This window comes from Actinomadura formosensis NBRC 14204 (assembly GCF_001552155.1).
GTDB classification, from domain to species: domain Bacteria; phylum Actinomycetota; class Actinomycetes; order Streptosporangiales; family Streptosporangiaceae; genus Spirillospora; species Spirillospora formosensis.
The window spans coordinates 48,665-65,957 of the sequence record NZ_BCQQ01000014.1; the positions used below are offsets into that span (position 1 = coordinate 48,665).

Genomic DNA, 17,293 nt, shown 5'->3' on the forward strand with positions numbered 1-17,293 from the left:
CCGCCCGCTCCGCTCCCCTCCGGCCGCCGGGTTCACGCGAGGGCGTGTCGTCCGGGGGGACCCGCCCTCTCCGGGCCGTAATGTCGCGGGCATGGCGCACAGGCTCCTCCCGATCGTCCTGCTGGCGACGTCCGCCGCCGCGGCCGCGTGCGGCGCCCACGGCGCACGTGCGCGCGAGGTGCGCGGCACCGCCCCCGCCGAGGTCGCGGCCCTCGGCTTCACCTCCGATCAGCTCGCCCAGGCCCTGCTCGCCGAGGCGTCCGGCTACCGGCGGGCCGGGGAGCCCGACTCGGGCGAGTACGGGTCCCTGAAGGCCATCCAGAACGCCGCCAGGCTGCAGCGGGAGGCCACCCTGGACAAGCCCGCCTGCGGGACGAGCCGTCCCGGCGGCACCGTGGACGGCGACGTCCCCGCGGCCCTCGTCTCCTTCGCCGGCGCCGGCCGGACCGCCACCGAGACCCTGATGAGCATGTCCGCGGCCGACGCCGAGAAGCAGATCAACGCCCGCGTTCCACCCGGCTGCCTGAGGTTCCGCACCAAGATCGGCGCCCAGTGGTCCGAGCACCGTGTCGTGGAGACGCCGAGGGGCGACATCGGCGAGGGCTCCCGCACCGTCGGCGTCGCCACCGCCAGCGGCAACGCCCGCGCCCGCACCTGGTACGTCGTCTTCCGCGGCCGCGGCTACCTCGGCACCGTCACCGTCTTCGGCTCCACCATCGGCCATGCCGACGCCGAACGCCTCGCCCGCGAGGCGTACGCCCGAGCCGAACGCGTCCTGCCCTGAGTGCGGGGGCGCGGGGACAGCGGATACGGTTCGGCTACACGGGGTCGCGCGAGGCGGCTCCCGGCGCGTCGTTCTCCGGGAGAGTCGGTTGATCGGTAAGGAAGGGCGGGTGACCGGCCGGATCGGCCCGGGGCTGGTCGGCGAGGTCATGATCCCGATCCGGGGCGGTGTCGAGGCGTTCTACGCCCACCCCGTCGACCCGCGGGACGAGATCGGCGTCGGGGCGATCGTCGTGGTGGTCGAGTACCACCCGCCCCGGACGGTGTACGTGGCGCCCGCGCTGCCCCAGTGACGCGCTGGCCCGAAGTGGTCACCGGCGGGGAGAACCGAACACGCGGCCCGCACGTCTGAGGGAAAACGCGGACGGGGCGCTGCACGCCGGCCGCACCCGACATCTGAAGAGGAGGCCGCATGCCCGTGCTCGCCGTGGCGATCGGTGTGGTCGTCGCCGTCATCGTATTGATCGTCTTGTTCAAGATGGTCTGGCGGGTCGCCGAGCCGAACGAGGCTCTGATCATTTCCGGGCTCGGTGCCAGGTCCAAGCCGATCGACGGCGTGGACAGCCTCGGATTCAAGATCGTGACGGGTAAGGGGACGTCCGTCCTGCCCGGTTTCCAGGTGGCGCGGCGGCTGCGGCTCGACAGCCGCGCCGCCAACCTCGAAGTGAACTGCGTGACGCAGCAGGGCATCCCGGTCAAGGTGCGCGGCGTGGTCATCTACAAGGTCGGGGACGACTTCGTCTCGATCGCCAACGCCGCCCGGCGGTTCCTTGAGCAGCAGTCGTCCATGGACGGCGCGATCCACGAGCTGTTCACCGGCCACCTCCGCTCCATCATCGGCAACCTCACCGTCGAGGACCTGATCCTCAACCGGGAGCGGCTCACCAGCGAGACCCGCAGTTCCGCCGCCGACGAGATGAGCAAGCTCGGCCTGGTCGTCGACTCCCTCCAGATCCAGGAGATCGACGACGAGACCGGCTACATCACCAACCTCGGACGTCCGCACGCCGCCAAGGTCGCCGCCGCCGCCCGCATCGCCGAGGCCGAGCGCAACCAGGAGGCCACCGAGCGCGAGCAGGAGACCGAGCGGCAGAACGCCGCGGTCATCCGCGACACCGAGATCAAGAAGGCCGAGTACGAGGGCCAGGTGCAGCAGGCCGCGCAGCAGGCCCGGCAGGAGGTCATCCTCAAGGAGACCCGCAACGCCGAGCTGGAGGCGGAGCGGACCGAGAAGCGGCTGGAGAGCGAGATCCGCAAGCCCGCCGACGCCCGCGCGTACGAGCAGGTGAAGCTGGCCGAGGCCGAGCGCGAGGAGCGCATCGCGCAGGCCCAGGCCACCGCGACCGAGATCCAGCTGCGGGCGGAGCGCGAGGCGGAGGCCACCCGCATCCTCGGCCAGGCCGAGGCCGACGCGATCCGGCAGAAGGGTCTCGCCGAGGCCGAGGCGATCAAGGCCCGTGCGGAGGCGCTGGCGGAGAACACCGACGCCGTCATCGCCCAGCAGCTCGCCGAGCAGTGGCCGCAGATCGTCGAGGCCGGCGCGGGCGTGTTCGGCAACGTCGACAACATGGTCGTGCTCAACGGCGCCGAGGGCATCGAGGACATGCTCGCCAAGGCCCTCACGCTCGGCGGAACCGGCCTCGGCGTCGCCCGCCAGCTCCTCGCCAACCTGAACACCCAGCCCGCCGCCAACGGCCACAACGGCGCCACCCCGGCCGTCCCCGCGGTGGAGATCCCCAAGGAGGACTGACCGCTCCGCCACGAAAGGCCCGGCCCCGGCCGGGCCTTTCTGGCGCGGTGCGCCCGGCTTTCCGGTGCCCGGCGGATCAGGCCGTCCCCACTCATCTCGAAGGCCGGCCGGGGCTTCTTGGTGTTACCGGCCGGTCACGCCCACTAAGTTCGATGCATGTCCGTTCCGCGGCTCGCCGTTTCCGTCGACCTTGTCGTGCTCACCGTGCGGGAGCAGCGTCTCTGCGCGCTGATGTGGCGGCGTGACCGGGCGCCCTATGCCGGGACGTGGTCGCTGCCCGGCGGGTTCATCCAGCTCGACGAGGACCTGCCGGTCGCGGCGTCCAGGCTGATGGCGGAGCGGGCGGGGCTCGCGGACGTGCGCATCCACCTGGAGCAGCTCGCGACCTACGGGTATCCCGACCGCGATCCCCGGCAGCGGGTGGTGAGCGTCGCGTATCTGGGGCTCGCGCCGGACCTGCCCGCCTCCAGCCGCGCGCAGGTGCTGTGGACGGCCGTGGACGATCTCATCCACCATGACCGGGCCGCGTTCGACCACCGGCGGATCCTGTGCGACGGGGTGGAGCGGGCGCGCGCGAAGCTGGAGTACACGTCGCTGGCCGCCGCGTTCTGCCCGCCCGAGTTCACCGTCGCGGAACTGCGCCGCGTCTACGAGATCGTGTGGGGCACCACCCTCGACCCGCGCAACTTCCACCGTAAGGTCACCGGCGCCGACCGGTTCCTCATCCCGACGGACCGGACGACGACGCGGGACGGCGGCCGTCCGGCCCGGCTGTACCGGCGCGGCGACGCCGAGCAACTGCGACCCCCCATGCTGCGCCCGCGGGCTTGACCTGGGGGGATCTCGCGCCCTTCGGGGAGGGTTGCTAGTTTCACCACCTATGAACGGTGACGAAGCGCTTGGTCTGCTCGTCCGCGACATCGGCGACGCCGGCGTCGCGGAGATGGCCGGCTCCCCGGGCCTCGCGGCAGCCGTCGACCAGCACGTGGCGAGCCTGCGGGACGAACTCGGCGCGCACGGTGAGCCGCCCAGCGCGGACGAGCTGATGGGATATCTGCACGGTTTCGCGGAGGAGGCCTTCAACCGGGGCTGGTGGCCGGACGACACCCGCGACTGGGAGTTCGTCCGCATCGTGGCCGTTTGCTGGATGATGAGGGACGCTGCGTAGGCTGAGGGGGCATCACCCCCATGCGATCTGGAGGACAACGGTGTCCGAGGCAACCACTCCGCGCTTCCGCTCCGTCCTCGACCGGTTCGTGGCCTACAAGCCAGGGAAGGTCGTGGTGTCACCCGAGGGCCGCTCGTTCAAGCTGTCGTCCAACGAGTCGCCGCACGGCCCGCTGCCGTCGGTGGTGGACGCCATCGCCGAGGCGGCGGAGAACATCAACCGCTACCCCGACAACAACGCGACCGCGCTGACCGAGGCGATCGCCGGGTTCTGCGGCGTCCCCGCCGACCACGTCGCGGTGGGCTGCGGCTCGGTCGGGATGACGCAGATGCTACTGGAGGCCGTCGCGGAGCCGGGCGCCGAGGTCGTGTACGCGTGGCGGTCGTTCGAGGCGTACCCGCTGCTGGTGGCGCTGTCGGGCGCGACGAGCGCGCAGGTGGCGCTGCGCGAGGAGACCCACGACCTCGCCGCGATGGCGGACGCGATCACCGACCGGACGCGGCTGGTCTTCATCTGCAACCCGAACAACCCGACGGGCACCGCCGTCCGGCGCGCCGAGATCGAGGCGTTCCTGGACCGTGTCCCGTCCGACTGCCTGGTCGTGCTGGACGAGGCGTACCGCGAGTACGTCCGCGACGACGAGGTCCCGGACGGGCTCACCCTCTACGGCGACCGCCCGAACCTCGCGATCCTGCGGACGTTCTCCAAGGCGTACGGGCTCGCCGGCCTGCGCATCGGGTTCCTCGTCGCGCACCCGCTGGTGGCGGGCGCGATCCGCAAGACGTTCCTGCCGTTCAGCGTGAACTCCGTCGCCCAGGCCGCCGGGATCGCGTCCCTGGCGGCGACCGACGAACTGCTGGAGCGCGTCGAGGGCACGGTGAAGGAACGCGACCGGGTCCGCAGCGCCCTCCTCGCCGACGGCTGGACGGTCCCGCCGACCGAGGCCAACTTCGTCTGGCTCCGCCTCGGTGACCGGACGATGGAGTTCTCCGCCGCCTGCGACGCCCAGGGCGTGAGCGTCCGCCCCTTCGCCGGCGAGGGCGCGCGCATCTCCATCGGCGCCCCGGAGGAGAACGACGCCTTCCTGGCGGTCGCCAAGTCCTTCCCCCACCGCGACTGACGTTCAGGTGGTCTTGGCGGCGGGCCCCAGTTTTTCGACGATCAGGCGGTAGAGCTGGCGGGGGCGGCCGGGCTGCGGGGTGCGGTTCGGGGGGAGGGGCCAGGCCAGGCCCTCCTCGACCAGGGTGCGCAGGAGGCGGCGGGCCGTGCGCGGGGTGACGCCGAGCATCTTGCCGGCGTTCTCGGCGTCCACGATCAGCGGCTGCTCCTGGTCGCCGAGCTTGTCGGCGAGGCGGGCGAGGATCTCCAGGCCCTTCGGCTTCGCCTGCGGCTGGGAGCGCGGTGGCGTGCGGGGCGCGGGGACGAGGGCGCGGCCGTCCCGGTCCAGGACGAAGCCCTGGGTGCGCTGGGAGCTCTGCGAGCGGGCCAGCGCGGCGCGGGCGTGGTTCTCCGCCTCGTGCGCGGTGCGGCCCATGCCGATGCCGACCTCGATGGCGAGGCCCAGTTCCTCGCGGACGCGCTCCACGAACGGCGGCGTCCGGAAGCCCTCGGTGGACGCGGTGACGGAGCCGCGCGTGGCGATGACGAGGTAGCTGTGGTCGTCCAGCGACCACACGGAGGCGTTCATCCGGTGCGCCTCCTGGAGCAGGACGCGGTGCAGCGCGAGCTTCAGTTCGTCGCGCCAGTAGCGGGGGGTGACGCGGCGGGGCGTCTCACGGAGGGTCGGGACGTCCACCAGCACGACGACGAGCTGTGACTCCTCCAGCCGGTGGTGGGCGCCGAGGAGCGCGGCGGTCTGCAGGGAACTGCGGATCGCGGCGCCGGTCGGGCGGACCCGGATCGTGGGCACGCCGGCCATCTCCATGCGTTCGGCGGTGGCGTGCACGCAGGTCACCGCGACGGTCGTCGCGCCGCGCCGCCACAGCCGCTCGTGGAACGCGGCGAGCGTCCCGGGGCCGGCGGCCTCCTCGCGCAGGTGCACCTGCTCGGTGCCGAGGCTGATCTCGGCGTAGGCCTCCTCGACCTCGGCGCGGCCGAGCACGTCGATGCTCACCCTGGCCGGGTCGAAGCGCTCGTCGAGGGCCGCCCGCAGCAGCGCGCCCTGCAGGGCGGCGCCGTTCAGCGGGACGTACGTGGCGGGCATGGTGAGCACGCCGGCCTTGCGCGCGAAGTCGTAGGGGACGGGGCTGGCGAACAGGCACACGTCCACGCCCGACCCCAGCCGCACGACCTTGTCGGCCGCCTCCTGCTCGTCCCGGTACGCGGCGGCCACCAGCCGGCTCGGTACCGGCGTGGGGCCGTGGCCCATCAGCATGACCCGTTCCACCAGGTCGTGGGGGCCCACGACACCGATCGTGAGGTCGGGGGTAACCGACCCCGTTCGTGCGGCCGTCATCGATGATCGCTCGCTTCCGGTCCGTCCTCTCGGCGGGGGCGCCGCCCCGGCCACGCGTTCGCGCACGTTTCGCCCAACGGTTGACTCATGGCTTGTCGCCCCTGCCTTCTGCCCCAGCACCGCAGTCTTGTGCGATTCGCCTTCCCGCAGCCCCCACCCACCACCCTGAAGCGGAGGGAGCCGCCTTATCGCAGCCCCCACCCACCACCCTGAAGCGGAGGGAGCCGCCTTCCCGCAGCCCCACCCGCCACCCTAAAGCGGAAGGGGTCGCCTTCCCTCGGCCCCCGTCCTGAAGCGGAAGAGAGCCCGTTCCTCAGTGGGCAGATCGGGTCAGGGCGACGAGATGTGACGCCCAGACGCGAAATCGAATCAAGAGTGCGGCGAAAAAGTAACCTACGCGACCCCCTGGTCAGTCATTTGTCACCATTCGGCCAGCCTTGATCCTGCATCTTGGGACGTCCGAAGTTGAAAAACAAGACCCGAAAACACGGCGAGGGGACCCTTCTGACGCTCTCACGTACAGGAGGGACCCCTGCGGTACCCGTTTGGTTTACCTGTGGACCGGAAGCCGCACGTGTCGATGTTGTCGCAGCGAAAAGACGAACGATCCGTCCGTACGGGGGCGGATCGTTCGCTTCGGTGATTTTTTACCGGGTTACGGACTGGTTCATCCGGGGGTGTTCCCTGGGTTTCTTCCCTGGTCATCCGCCCGGATCGGCGTGGGTCGCGCCCGTCTGCGGCAGCAAGGTGTAGCCGTTCGGTAACTCTCGGCTCGGCGATTTTCGTGAGCCGGCGTTACACGTTCCGTCAGGCGCCGCACCGGAGTTGGTCAGGGCGGGGCCACATTCGGTCGCTTTCCCGCCGCCCGGCCGTCCCCTAGCCGACCTCGCGGACGATCTCCGCGCCGAGCTGCGACAGCCGCTCGGCCGTGTGCGCGTGCCCGCGGTCGAGATAATAGGCGGAGGTGATCGTCGTCTCGCCCTCGGCGGCGAGGCCCGCGAGGACGAGGGCACTGCCGCAGCGCAGGTCGTGCGCCTCCACCTCGGCGCCGCGCAGCGCGCGCGGGCCGTTCACCTTCGCGCGGTTGCCGTCCACCTCGATGTCGGCGCCCATCTTGCGCAGCTCGTCGGCCAGCTTGAACCGGCCGTCGAAGATCCGCTCGTAGATGTAGGACGGTCCCTCGGCGAGGCACGACAGCGCCATGATCGGCGACTGCAGGTCGGTGGCGAAGCCCGGGTACTCGTCGGTGATGACGTTGATCGGACGGAGCGTCCGGTCCCGGCGGACCTGCAGTACCGCGCCCTGCTGGTGGAACTCGACGCCCATCTGCTCCAGCTTGTCGGCGGCGACGCCGAGGTGCTCCAGCGTGGCGCCGACGAGGCTCAGGTCGCCGCCGGTGATCGCGGCGGCCATCACGAACACGCCCGTGTCGATCCGGTCGGGCATCACGGTGTGCTCGACGGCGGTCAGCTCGTCCACGCCCTCGACCGTGATGAACCCGGTGCCGCCGCCGCTGATCCTGGCGCCCATCGCCTGGAGGATCGCGATGTTGTCCAGCACCTCCGGCTCCAGTGCCGCGTTCTTGATCAGCGTGGTGCCGTGCGCCAGCGCCGCCGCCATGATCAGGTTCTCGGTGCCGGTGTGCGAGGGGGTGTCGCAGTAGAGCGTCCCGCCGCGCAGGTCGCCGGCCTTGATGTGGATGATGCCGTCGCCGTTGTCGGCCACGTGCTCGGTGACCGTGGCGCCCATCCGCTTGAAGCCGTTGTAGTGGAAGTCGAGGTTGCGGCTGCCGAGGTTGCAGCCGCCGACGCCCTCGATGATCGCCTCACCGAGCCGGTGCAGCAGCGCCGGGACGAACAGGAACGACCCCCGGAACCGGGACGCGATGTCGGCGGGCAGTACCGGGCTGCTCAGCGAGGACGCGTCGATCACCAGGGTGCGCTCGGTCTCGTGCAGTTCGGCCTTGGCCCCGATGGCCCGCGCGAGCTCCACCGCCCGCCGCACGTCCTCGATGATCGGGACGTTGCGCAGCACGGTCCGCCCCTTGGCGGCCATCAGCGAGGCCCCGATCATCGGTAGAACGGCGTTCTTCGCCCCTTGAATGAAAACCGTGCCGTGCAGCTGCCGGCCGCCGTGCACGCGGTAGCGAACCTCGTGGCCCATGCTCATGCCGCCTTACTCCTTCTCGGGTGCGGTTAGGGTGCCTGCAATCAATCGGGAGCACGAGGGCCGAGCGCGCCGAACGGTATCCCCCTCTGCGCCAACGCGACCCCCAGTAAACCACCGGACCGGACGTGCGCCGCCCGGTCCGCCACGCTGGCGTCAGTCTGCATGGTGAGACCTCCGCAACACGCCAAAAGTTCGCACTCCCCAGGAAATTTCCCAAGGTGAGCCTAGGGGCGGCGACCTTCCGCAGGGGCGACTATCGTGATCATTTAGGTGAATCGCCTGGCCGCCGTCATCGGCCGGGAGGGCGGCGCCGGGGAGTCAGCGAGGTTCGAGGACCTCGATCGGGTCGCCGACCGTGAGGGTGCCCAGAACGCGCGGTACGGCGTTGTAGCCGAACTGGACGCCGCCGTCCCGGTTGCGGTAGCCGGCGAGCGTCCGCAGCGGCTCACGGCCGCGCTCAGCGGTCTCCTGGTCGGTGGTCGTGATGACGCACCGGGCGCACGACTTGACCATCTCGATGACGGCCCCGCCGACGCGCAGGAGGCGCACGTCGTCCTCGCCGTAAGGGCCGAGGCCCTCGATGACGATGCTCGGACGGAACCGGTTCATCGGGAGCGGCTCGTCCAGGCGCGTGTTGAGATCGGCCAGGGATTCGGCGGAGATGACCAGCAGCGGGTACCCGTCGGCGAACATCAGCTCCCCGCCGCCCCGTGACGTGGGCCGGTGACCGGTGAAGCGGACGAGGCGGCAGTCGGTGCCGAACAGGTCCGAGAACCAGGCCGCGGCCTCATCGCCCTGGTCGATGCCCTGGCACTCCTTCCGGTGGACGGTCACGTCCAGAACCTCACCGTCGTCCATGGCCTTGTGGACGAGCGGTGAGGTTTCGGGAGCGTCCACTGTGAGGACCTCGCCGTCATAGGACGGACGCAACAGCGCCATCTGCGCGAGTTCCCGCTGGGACAGGAGACGACCCTTGGGGGTGATCAGCATGAACTCCCGGTCGAACGGCAGACCCCTGGCGGTCAGTTCGGCGCTGTGCAGCGTGGTTCCGCCGCCGCTCTTGAGCGGATAGGCGTTCAGCTCGGTCACGGTCCCCTTCAAGGGCCCCTCCTGTCGGTTCCTGCTCTCAGCCGAGAGTGGCCAACCGGTCGAAGACCGGGTCCAGGCGTTCGACGAAGCGCTCGGGACGGCACACCTCGTCCAGGCGCTTCTCGTCCAGTTTCAGGCCCGCCTCGGCGGCGTGCCTGCGGAGCGTCTCGCGGAAGGGCGTCCCGCTCTCCCACGTCTCCATCGCGGCCTTCTGGACGAGCGGGTACGCCTCGTCGTCGCGGGACATGCCCGCCTCGACCAGTTCCAGGAGCACGGTGGAGGTGTAGATGAGCCCGCCGGTCGACTCCAGGTTCGCCTTCATCCGCGCCTCGTCCACGACAAGCCCGGACATGAGGCGGTTCGTCAGGTTCAGCATGTAGTCGAGCGCGATGGACGCGTCCGGCAGCGCGATCCGCTCGGTGGACGAGTGCGAGATGTCGCGCTCGTGCCACAGCGGAATGCCCTCCAGAACCGGGACGATCTGGGCGCGGACGATCCGGGCCATCCCGGCGAGCCGCTCAGAGATGATCGGGTTCTTCTTGTGCGGCATCGCCGACGAGCCCTTCTGCCCCTTCCCGAAGGGCTCCCACAGCTCGCGGACCTCGGTGCGCTGCCCGTGCCGGACCTCCAGCGCGATCGCCTCGCACACCGTCGCCATGATCGCCAGCGCGGACACCCACTCGCTGATGCCGTCGCGCATCACGACCTGCGTCGACACGTCGGCCGACCGCAGCCCCAGCTTCCGCGCCACGTGCAGCTCGACCGCCGGGTCGATGTTGGAGTACGTCCCGACCGCGCCGGAGATCGCCATCACCCCGACGGCCTCGCGGGCACGCCGCAGCCGGTCCCGGGAGCGGGCCATCGCGAACGCGAAGTCGGCGACACGGTGCCCCCACACGTCCGGTTCGCCGTGGATGCCGTGCGTCCGCCCGACCCGCAGCGTCGCCCGGTGCGCCAGCGCGTGGTCGCGCAGCGTCGCGACCAGCGTGTCGGCCTTCTCCAGCAGGATGTCGGTGGCCTCGGCGAGCTGCAGCGCGAGCGCGGTGTCCAGCAGGTCGGACGACGTCATGCCGAAATGGACGTACCGGGCGGCCTCCCGCGGCTCGGTGTTGTCCGCCCACGCCGACAGGAAGGCGATCACGTCATGCTGGGTGACCGCCTCGATCTCGTGCACCGCCTCGGGCGTCGGCGGCGGCGCCTTGCGCACCGGCTCCACCACCTCCGGCGGGATCGTGCCGGCCTCGGCGTGGGCCTCGACGACGAGGACCTCCACCTGGCACCACAGCTCGTACTTGTGCGCGTCGCTCCAGACGCGCCCCATCTCCGGAAGTGTGTACCGCTCAATCACCCGACAATTGTCGCATTACCCAGGGTCGATGACGCTGGCGGCCTTGAGTGCGATGTCCCCCCGGTGGTGGGAGCCGCGGAGGGCGATCTTGGAGACGGCCGCGTAGGCGGTGGCGCGGGCGGCGGCGAGGTCGGGGCCGGTCCCGACGACGTTCAGGACACGCCCACCGTTCGCGACGAGACGTCCCTCCCCGCCGAGCTTCGTGCCCGCGTGCAGGACGTACGCGCCGGGCACCCTGGCGGCCTCGTCCAGCCCGGTGATCTCGTCGCCCTTCACGGGGGCGGCCGGATAGCCCTCGGCGGCCACGACGACGGTGACGGCCGCGCCCGGATGCCATTCGGGACGGAACGCGGGGTCGAGCCCGCCGATCGCGCACGCCTGCAGGAGCGTGGCGATCGGGGTCGCCAGCCGGTCCAGGACGACCTGGGTCTCGGGATCGCCGAAGCGCGCGTTGAACTCCACCACGCGCACCCCCCTGGACGTCAGCGCCAGCCCCGCGTACAGGACGCCCACGTACGGCGTCTCGCGGCGGCGCAGCTCGTCCACGGCGGGCTGGACGACCGTGGACATGACCTCGTCCACAAGGTCCGGTGGCGCCCAGGGAAGCGGCGTGTAGGCGCCCATCCCACCCGTGTTGGGGCCCTCGTCACCGTCGTAGGCGCGCTTGAAGTCCTGGGCGGGCAGCAGCGGGACGGCGTGCTGCCCGTCGCACAGCGCGAACAGGGAGACCTCGGGGCCGTCCAGGAACTCCTCGATCACGACGCGGGCGCAGGCGGCGGCGTGCCGGGAGGCGATCGCGCGGTCCTCGGTGACGACGACGCCCTTGCCGGCCGCGAGACCGTCGTCCTTCACCACGTAGGGCGGGCCGAACGCGTCCAGCGCCGCCTCGACCTGCGCGGACGTCTCACAGACCCGCGCCGCGGCGGTGGGCACCCCGGCCTCCGCCATGATCTCCTTCGCGAACGCCTTGGACGCCTCGATCCGGGCGGCGGCGCGGTCCGGGCCGAAACACGGGATGCCCGCCCTGCGCAGGGCGTCGCCGACCCCCGCCACCAGCACCGCCTCCGGGCCGACGACGACGAGCTCGATCCGCAGCCGTGCGGCCAGCTCGGTCACCGCCGTCGGATCGCACGGGTCGAGCTGGTGGTTGTCCGCGATCTCGGCCGTGCCCGGATTGCCCGGGGCGCAGTGGAGAGCGGTGACGGCAGGGTCGCGGTGCAGGGCGCGGGCGAGCGCATGCTCGCGGCCACCCGATCCAAGGACGAGTACTCGCACGTCATGCGAGCTTACAGATCCCGCCTCGGGGTAGGTCCGGCATAGTCCCCGCCCTAACGGGCGTTGAGGCCGGTGAGGTGACCATCACATTGGGGCCGGTGAACCTTGCCGTTATGGACGGCGTCCTAAATAGCGGCTGGTAAGCTGCCACGGGCTTGACCGCCCGGTGTCGAGGTGTGTGAAAGGAGGTGGTCGGGATGAGTCCTGGTGATACTTGCAGTTCGCCAGAAAACCCTCACAGTCCGCACAGGACTGTTCTTCCGTCCGCCTCCGTCTGGCGTCCGGCCGTCGCCCTCGCGCGCTCCCTTAGCTGACCAGCCTGGGTCGAGCGCGCGCTCGGTGCGTGGCCGGCGGGTTAGGAGCACCTCATGGCCATGACACGAGTCCGTCCGGGCCGCGCGCTGTTCAAGACGCGTGGCCGCCCCACGAGCGTGCAGCCGCCGAACCGCCATTCCGCCGTCATCGACTGGGCCGCCTACATCGACGGGCACCGCGTCTCCACCGCCACCGTCGCCGACGCCGTCCGCCTCGTCCGCGACGGCCGCCTCATTCCCGACGGCGACAGCGCCGGCTTCGTCTGGGTCGGCCTCCACGAGCCGTCCGCCGCCGAACTCGCCGACATCGCCGAGGTCTTCGGCCTGCACCCGCTCGCCGTCGAGGACGCCATCCACGCCCACCAGCGGCCCAAGCTGGAGCGCTACGACGACGTCCACTTCGTCGTCATGAAGACCGTCGGGTACGTGCCGAGCGAGCCGGGCGGCCCCGAGGTCGTGGTCACCGGCGAGGTCATGCTCTTCTGCGGGCCCGACTTCGTCGTCACCGTCCGGCACGGCACCCACGGCGCGCTCGGCGCCGTCCGGTGCGACCTGGAGAAGGACCCGGCCCGCCTCGCGCTCGGCCCCGCCGCCGTCCTGCACGCCGTCGCCGACCGCGTCGTGGACGGCTACGTCTGCGTCGCCGCCGCCGTCATGGAGGACATCGACGAGGTCGAAGAGGCCGTCTTCTCCCCGGAGCGCACCGACGAGTCCCGCCGCATCTACCGGCTCAAGCGCGAGGTCATCCAGCTCAAGCGCGCCGTGGGCCCGCTCGCCGGCCCGCTGCGCAACCTCTCCGGCCGCCGCTTCGTCCCCGCCGAGATAAAGGAGTACCTCCGCGACGTCGAGGACCACCTCACCCGCGTCCGCGAGCAGGTCGAGTCCTACGACGAACTCCTCAACCCCATCCTCCAGGCGCACATGACCCAGGTCACCGTCGCCGACAACAAGGACATGCGCAAGATCTCCGCCTGGGGCGCCATCTTCATGGTCCCCACCGCCATAGCGGGGGTCTACGGCATGAACTTCAAGCACATGCCCGAAACCCAGTGGCACTACGGCTACCCCATGATCCTCGGCGTCATCACCCTGGCGTGCCTGGCTCTGTACAGAGGCTTCCGCCGCAACGGCTGGCTGTAGCCCCGCCACCGGCGGCGGCGGGGCTGTGCGGCCCTGCTCAAAGACGGCGACGCTCGTAGATCAGTCGAAGAGGTCACCGGCCGAGGCGGCGGTCACGGCACGGCGGAGCCAGGTGTCGAGCTGCTCGAGGTCGGTGCATCCGATGATGCGGGCGTGGATCTCGTCGGTCACCTCGATGCCGCGGCTGTCCAGCACGGTCAGGAGCGCCCTGGCCTCGCCTTTAGCCCTGCCCTCGGCCTCGCCCTTGGCCCTGCCCTCGGCCTCGCCCTTGGCCCTGCCCTCGGCCTCGGCCCTGCGGAAGTAGTCGCTCTTGTACTCGCGTTGCTTGGTCTGCATCATCGCCTCCAGAAGCTGCCCGGCCGCTCGGGGAAGCATTGCCAGCAGTTCGTCAATATATCCCTGGGCCTCGTCGGTATCGGTGTGGTGGAACGCGTCGAACATGGCGGCGAAGATCTTCTCCGCGGTCGGTTCGGTGCCGTGCACCAGCGCCGACAGCACCGTCAGCTCCACGTTCTCCGCCGCCTCGCCCGGGTCGATGATCACCGGGATCTCGTCCGGACCCAGGACCAGCGGCGTGACCACCAGGCCCGGATGTCCCATCCGGATCGGAACCCGGGCCTGCCGTGCGACACCCCGGTCGGGACAGATCACCAGCAGGGCCACCGGGCACCGCCGGCGGCCCCAGAGCGCCCCCAGATAGGCCGGCCAGCTCCAGCGCTTGTCCTTGACCGGGCCGCGCTGCACCTCCACGATCAGCGCCAGCGCCGTCTCGTCGCCGGCCAGCAGGCTGACCACCGAGTCGGCGCGGTACTCCGTCGGCTTGTGCTCGTTCAGCCCCCCGGACTCGATGCGGGCCCGCTCGAAATCCGGAATCTCCGGATGCACCAGGCGCAGCAGGTCCGCCGCTAACAGTGGTCGTTCCTGGATCAGGTCGAGCCAGATCTCGTGTTCTCGTGTCGGCACGTTCACACACTAAGGGTGGTCGATCATGCGCATACAGCAAACGACGATAAGGGAGGGATGTCCCGGTTGCCCTGGCCGCCGGGCCGGACCGGCGATCGCCGTCAGTTTCGGTCTTTCGCTGGGCGGGCGTCCGCATCGGCCAGCCGGGCGAGGCGGTCCCGGTCGATGATCGAGGTCCATCGGCGGCCGGTCTCGATGACGCCTTCCTTGCGCAGCCGGCTCATGGCCCTGCTGACCGACTCCGTCGTGCTGCCGGTCATCGCGGCCAGGTCGCTGCGGGTCAGTGGCAGTTGCAACAGGACGGCGCCGCGCCTGGGTTCGCCGAGCCGGTCGGCCAAGGTCAGGAGGGTCGCCGCGACCCGCTGCTCGACCGTGCCGCCCGACAGCCGCCGCAGGGCCTGCCGCGTCTCCTCCAGGCGGTGCCCGAGGTAGTCCACCACCGCGAGCGCGACGCTGGGGTGCCGGTGCAGGACGGCGCGGAAGTCGTCCGCGGAGATGGACAGCGCGCACGCGACCGTGAGCGCCTCGGCGGTGTCGGTGAACTCCGGCTCGCCGAGCGTGGTCAGCGTTCCGAACAGGCCCCCCGGCGTGACGATGTCGACCAGCACGTCCTGCCCGTCCGGTGTCGGGCGGACCAGCTTGACCCGGCCGCTGGCCAGTACGAACAGGTGGTCGGCATGAGCGCCGGCATGGTAGATCCGCTCGCCCTCGGCGTACCCGCGGACCCGCATGCGGGCTTCGATGGCGGCGATCTCGGCGACGCCCAGCCCGGTGAAGAACCGGGCGTGCGACAGCACCTTCAGCCGCATCGGCCGCGGGCAGTCGTGCGGGGCGGCGCAGGGGCGCCGCAGCGGCGTGGTCCGGCGATCCTTCCCCATGTCCCTCACCTGCTCCCCGCGGTGGCGGGCCGCACCTCACCGGCTGCGGCACCCGCCCGGTGGGCTTCCACGGTACGCGGCCGTATCCGCAGCAGCCGCATGCCATTGACGATCACGACCAGCACCGAGGCCTGATGCACGAACATCCCGATCGCCATGGTCACCCCGCCCAGCAGTACGCCGCTCAGCAACACGGCCACCGTGACCAGCGCGATGGCCGCGTTCTGGCGGAGGTTGCGCACGGTCAGCCGAGACAGCCTGATCGCCTCCGGCAACCGCATCAGGTTGTCGCTCATCAGCGCCAGATCGGCGGTCTCAAGTGCGACGTCGCTTCCGGCGGCGCCCATCGCGATCCCGACGTCCGCGGTGGCCAGGGCGGGTGCGTCGTTGACCCCGTCACCCACCATCGCGACGACCTGCCCCTCGGCCTGCAATGCCCGGACCGCCGCAAGCTTGTCCTCCGGCAGCAGACCGGCCCGTACCTCCGCGACACCGGTGGTCGCGGCGACGGCTCGGGCGACGCGCGCATCGTCGCCGGTCAGCATGACCACCCGCCGCACACCCGCGTCGCGCAGTCCCCGGACCATCGCGGCGGCGTCGGCCCGTACCTCGTCGGCCATGGCGATGACGCCGAGCACCGCCCCGTCGAGGGCGACCGCCATGGGGGTGCGGCCGGCCTCGGCGAATCCGGCCACCGTGGCCCGCGTCCAGGGATCCGCCACGATCCCCGACTCGGCGAGCAGGCCGAGCGAGCCGACCACGATCCGGTGCGTACCGGAACGGGCCTGCACGCCCTTGCCCGGGTGCGGTACGACCTGGTCGGGCAGCGGTGGCGCCGGCAGACCCGCCTCCCGGGCGGCTTCCAGCACCGGCCGTGCCAGCGGGTGCTCCGAGCCCGCCTCGGCCAGCGCGGCCCAGCCGAGCAGGTCGCGTTGCGTGGTGCCCGGCACCGGCACCAGGTCGGTCAGCCGGGGCCGTCCTCGGGTCAGCGTGCCGGTCTTGTCCAGCGCCACGGCCGTCACCCTCGCCGCGGTCTCCAGGTGCTCACCGCCTTTGATCAGGATGCCGGACCGGGCGGCCCGGCCGATGCCGGCCACGATCGACACCGGCATCGAGATCACCAGCGCGCCGGGGCAGCTGATGACCAGCAGGGTCAGGGCCATCACGACATCTTCGGTCAGCAGCCCGGCGACGGCGGCGAGCACCATGATCCCCGGGGTGTACCAGCGGGAGAACCGTTCGATGAACCGCTGTGCCCGCGCCTTCTCCTCCTGCGCCTCCTCGACCCGGTGGACGACGCGCGCCAGCGTGGTGTCGGCGCCCACACCGGTCGCCCGGACCCGGATGAAGCCGCCCCGGCTGACCGTGCCGGCGAAGACCTTCGCGCCGGCGCCCTTGTCCGCCGGGATCGACTCCCCGGTGATGCCCGCCTCGTCCACGACGGCCCGCCCGTCGATGACCTCGCCGTCCACGGGCACCTTGGCGCCGTTCTTGACCAGCACGGTCTCGCCGACACCGACCTGGTCGGCGGCGACCTGTACCTGCTCGCCGTCCCTGACCACCACCGCCACGGCGGGGGCCAGATCGAGCAGTTCGGCCAGCGCCCGCCGGGTGCGGCCCAGCGTGCTCGCCTCCAGGGCCCCGCCGACCGCGAACAGGAAGGTCACCGCCGCGGCCTCCCAGAACTCGCCGATGACCAGCGCCCCGACCGAGGCCGTGGTGACCAGCAGTTCGATGCCGATCGTGCGGTGGCCGAGGGAGCGCGCCGCCCGTACGGCGATGGGGCCGCCCGCCACCAGCGAGGCCGCCACCATCAGGGCCCTGCCGGTGTCCGGGTCCACCGTCCGCTCGACTATCGGGGCCGCGACGATCAGCAGTCCGCTGACGGCGGAGGCGGCCCACCGGTGGCGGACCGCCCGGCGTGCTCCCCGCAACACCTGTGAGGCCGGCGGTCGCGACGT

15 protein-coding genes are annotated in these 17,293 nt (G+C 71.3%); 7 read left to right on the forward strand and 8 right to left on the reverse strand.

What is annotated here, in order from left to right; all coding sequences use genetic code 11:
- The first annotated feature begins 91 nt into the window (after window positions 1-91).
- The 6 genes from AF1_RS05720 to hisC all read left to right on the forward strand — a co-directional run bounded on the left by AF1_RS05720 (window position 92) and on the right by hisC (window position 4,821).
- Complete coding sequence (locus AF1_RS05720; RefSeq protein ID WP_067793941.1) at window positions 92-784, forward strand: hypothetical protein; 693 nt, start codon at window positions 92-94, stop codon at window positions 782-784.
- A gap of 109 nt (window positions 785-893) precedes the next feature.
- Window positions 894-1,076: a hypothetical protein gene (locus tag AF1_RS05725; RefSeq protein ID WP_084262484.1), complete on the forward strand. Its 183-nt coding sequence runs from the start codon at window positions 894-896 to the stop codon at window positions 1,074-1,076.
- Window positions 1,077-1,195: 119 nt separating this feature from the next.
- Window positions 1,196-2,533, forward strand: coding sequence for a flotillin family protein (locus tag AF1_RS05730; RefSeq protein ID WP_067793943.1), 1,338 nt, complete (start codon window positions 1,196-1,198; stop codon window positions 2,531-2,533).
- Between the two features lie 156 nt (window positions 2,534-2,689).
- Window positions 2,690-3,364: an NUDIX hydrolase gene (locus AF1_RS05735; RefSeq protein WP_067793944.1), complete on the forward strand. Its 675-nt coding sequence runs from the start codon at window positions 2,690-2,692 to the stop codon at window positions 3,362-3,364.
- A 49-nt stretch (window positions 3,365-3,413) separates the two neighbouring features.
- Window positions 3,414-3,701, forward strand: a complete 288-nt coding sequence (locus AF1_RS05740) for a DUF6401 family natural product biosynthesis protein (RefSeq protein WP_067793945.1) — start codon at window positions 3,414-3,416, stop codon at window positions 3,699-3,701.
- A 40-nt stretch (window positions 3,702-3,741) separates the two neighbouring features.
- A complete protein-coding gene (hisC, locus tag AF1_RS05745; protein ID WP_067793946.1) occupies window positions 3,742-4,821 on the forward strand; it encodes a histidinol-phosphate transaminase in 1,080 nt (359 codons plus the stop codon).
- Between the two features lie 3 nt (window positions 4,822-4,824).
- Here the strand turns inward: hisC and AF1_RS05750 are convergent, their stop codons facing one another.
- The 5 genes from AF1_RS05750 to purD form a co-directional block, all read right to left on the reverse strand.
- Complete coding sequence (locus AF1_RS05750) at window positions 4,825-6,090, reverse strand: GTP cyclohydrolase IIa (RefSeq protein ID WP_067793971.1); 1,266 nt, start codon at window positions 6,088-6,090, stop codon at window positions 4,825-4,827.
- 942 nt (window positions 6,091-7,032) lie between these two features.
- Complete coding sequence (murA, locus tag AF1_RS05755) at window positions 7,033-8,319, reverse strand: UDP-N-acetylglucosamine 1-carboxyvinyltransferase (protein ID WP_067793972.1); 1,287 nt, start codon at window positions 8,317-8,319, stop codon at window positions 7,033-7,035.
- A 324-nt stretch (window positions 8,320-8,643) separates the two neighbouring features.
- Window positions 8,644-9,426 carry an MOSC domain-containing protein gene (locus AF1_RS05760; protein WP_067793947.1) on the reverse strand — a complete coding sequence of 261 codons (783 nt, stop codon included), beginning with the start codon at window positions 9,424-9,426 and terminating at the stop codon, window positions 8,644-8,646.
- Between the two features lie 25 nt (window positions 9,427-9,451).
- Window positions 9,452-10,762, reverse strand: a complete 1,311-nt coding sequence (gene purB / locus AF1_RS05765; protein ID WP_067793948.1) for an adenylosuccinate lyase — start codon at window positions 10,760-10,762, stop codon at window positions 9,452-9,454.
- 15 nt (window positions 10,763-10,777) lie between these two features.
- The gene (gene purD, locus AF1_RS05770; protein ID WP_067793949.1) at window positions 10,778-12,037 is read right to left on the reverse strand and encodes a phosphoribosylamine--glycine ligase; all 1,260 of its coding nucleotides are present in this window, start codon (window positions 12,035-12,037) and stop codon (window positions 10,778-10,780) included.
- Between the two features lie 368 nt (window positions 12,038-12,405).
- On the opposite strand from purD, the gene AF1_RS05775 reads away from it, so the two are divergent.
- Complete coding sequence (locus tag AF1_RS05775) at window positions 12,406-13,491, forward strand: magnesium and cobalt transport protein CorA (RefSeq protein ID WP_067793950.1); 1,086 nt, start codon at window positions 12,406-12,408, stop codon at window positions 13,489-13,491.
- 60 nt (window positions 13,492-13,551) lie between these two features.
- Here the strand turns inward: AF1_RS05775 and AF1_RS34135 are convergent, their stop codons facing one another.
- From AF1_RS34135 to AF1_RS05790, 3 genes are all read right to left on the reverse strand, one after another.
- Window positions 13,552-14,454 carry an RpnC/YadD family protein gene (locus AF1_RS34135; protein WP_131732274.1) on the reverse strand — a complete coding sequence of 301 codons (903 nt, stop codon included), beginning with the start codon at window positions 14,452-14,454 and terminating at the stop codon, window positions 13,552-13,554.
- A 101-nt stretch (window positions 14,455-14,555) separates the two neighbouring features.
- Window positions 14,556-15,332, reverse strand: coding sequence for a Crp/Fnr family transcriptional regulator (locus AF1_RS05785; protein WP_067793952.1), 777 nt, complete (start codon window positions 15,330-15,332; stop codon window positions 14,556-14,558).
- A gap of 5 nt (window positions 15,333-15,337) precedes the next feature.
- Window positions 15,338-17,266: a heavy metal translocating P-type ATPase gene (locus tag AF1_RS05790; RefSeq protein ID WP_067793953.1), complete on the reverse strand. Its 1,929-nt coding sequence runs from the start codon at window positions 17,264-17,266 to the stop codon at window positions 15,338-15,340.
- Between the last annotated feature and the right edge of the window lie 27 nt (window positions 17,267-17,293).

Bases quoted from the DNA above. Each gene is read 5' to 3' on its own strand.
- AF1_RS05720 (WP_067793941.1), top strand. From the start codon at position 92: ATGGCGCACAGGCTCCTCCCGATCGTCCTGCTGGCGACGTCCGCCGCC.
- AF1_RS05730 (WP_067793943.1), top strand. From the start codon at position 1,196: ATGCCCGTGCTCGCCGTGGCGATCGGTGTGGTCGTCGCCGTCATCGTA.
- AF1_RS05735 (WP_067793944.1), top strand. From the start codon at position 2,690: ATGTCCGTTCCGCGGCTCGCCGTTTCCGTCGACCTTGTCGTGCTCACC.
- AF1_RS05740 (WP_067793945.1), top strand. From the start codon at position 3,414: ATGAACGGTGACGAAGCGCTTGGTCTGCTCGTCCGCGACATCGGCGAC.
- murA (WP_067793972.1), bottom strand. From the start codon at position 8,319: ATGGGCCACGAGGTTCGCTACCGCGTGCACGGCGGCCGGCAGCTGCAC.
- AF1_RS05775 (WP_067793950.1), top strand. From the start codon at position 12,406: ATGGCCATGACACGAGTCCGTCCGGGCCGCGCGCTGTTCAAGACGCGT.
- AF1_RS05785 (WP_067793952.1), bottom strand. From the start codon at position 15,332: ATGGGGAAGGATCGCCGGACCACGCCGCTGCGGCGCCCCTGCGCCGCC.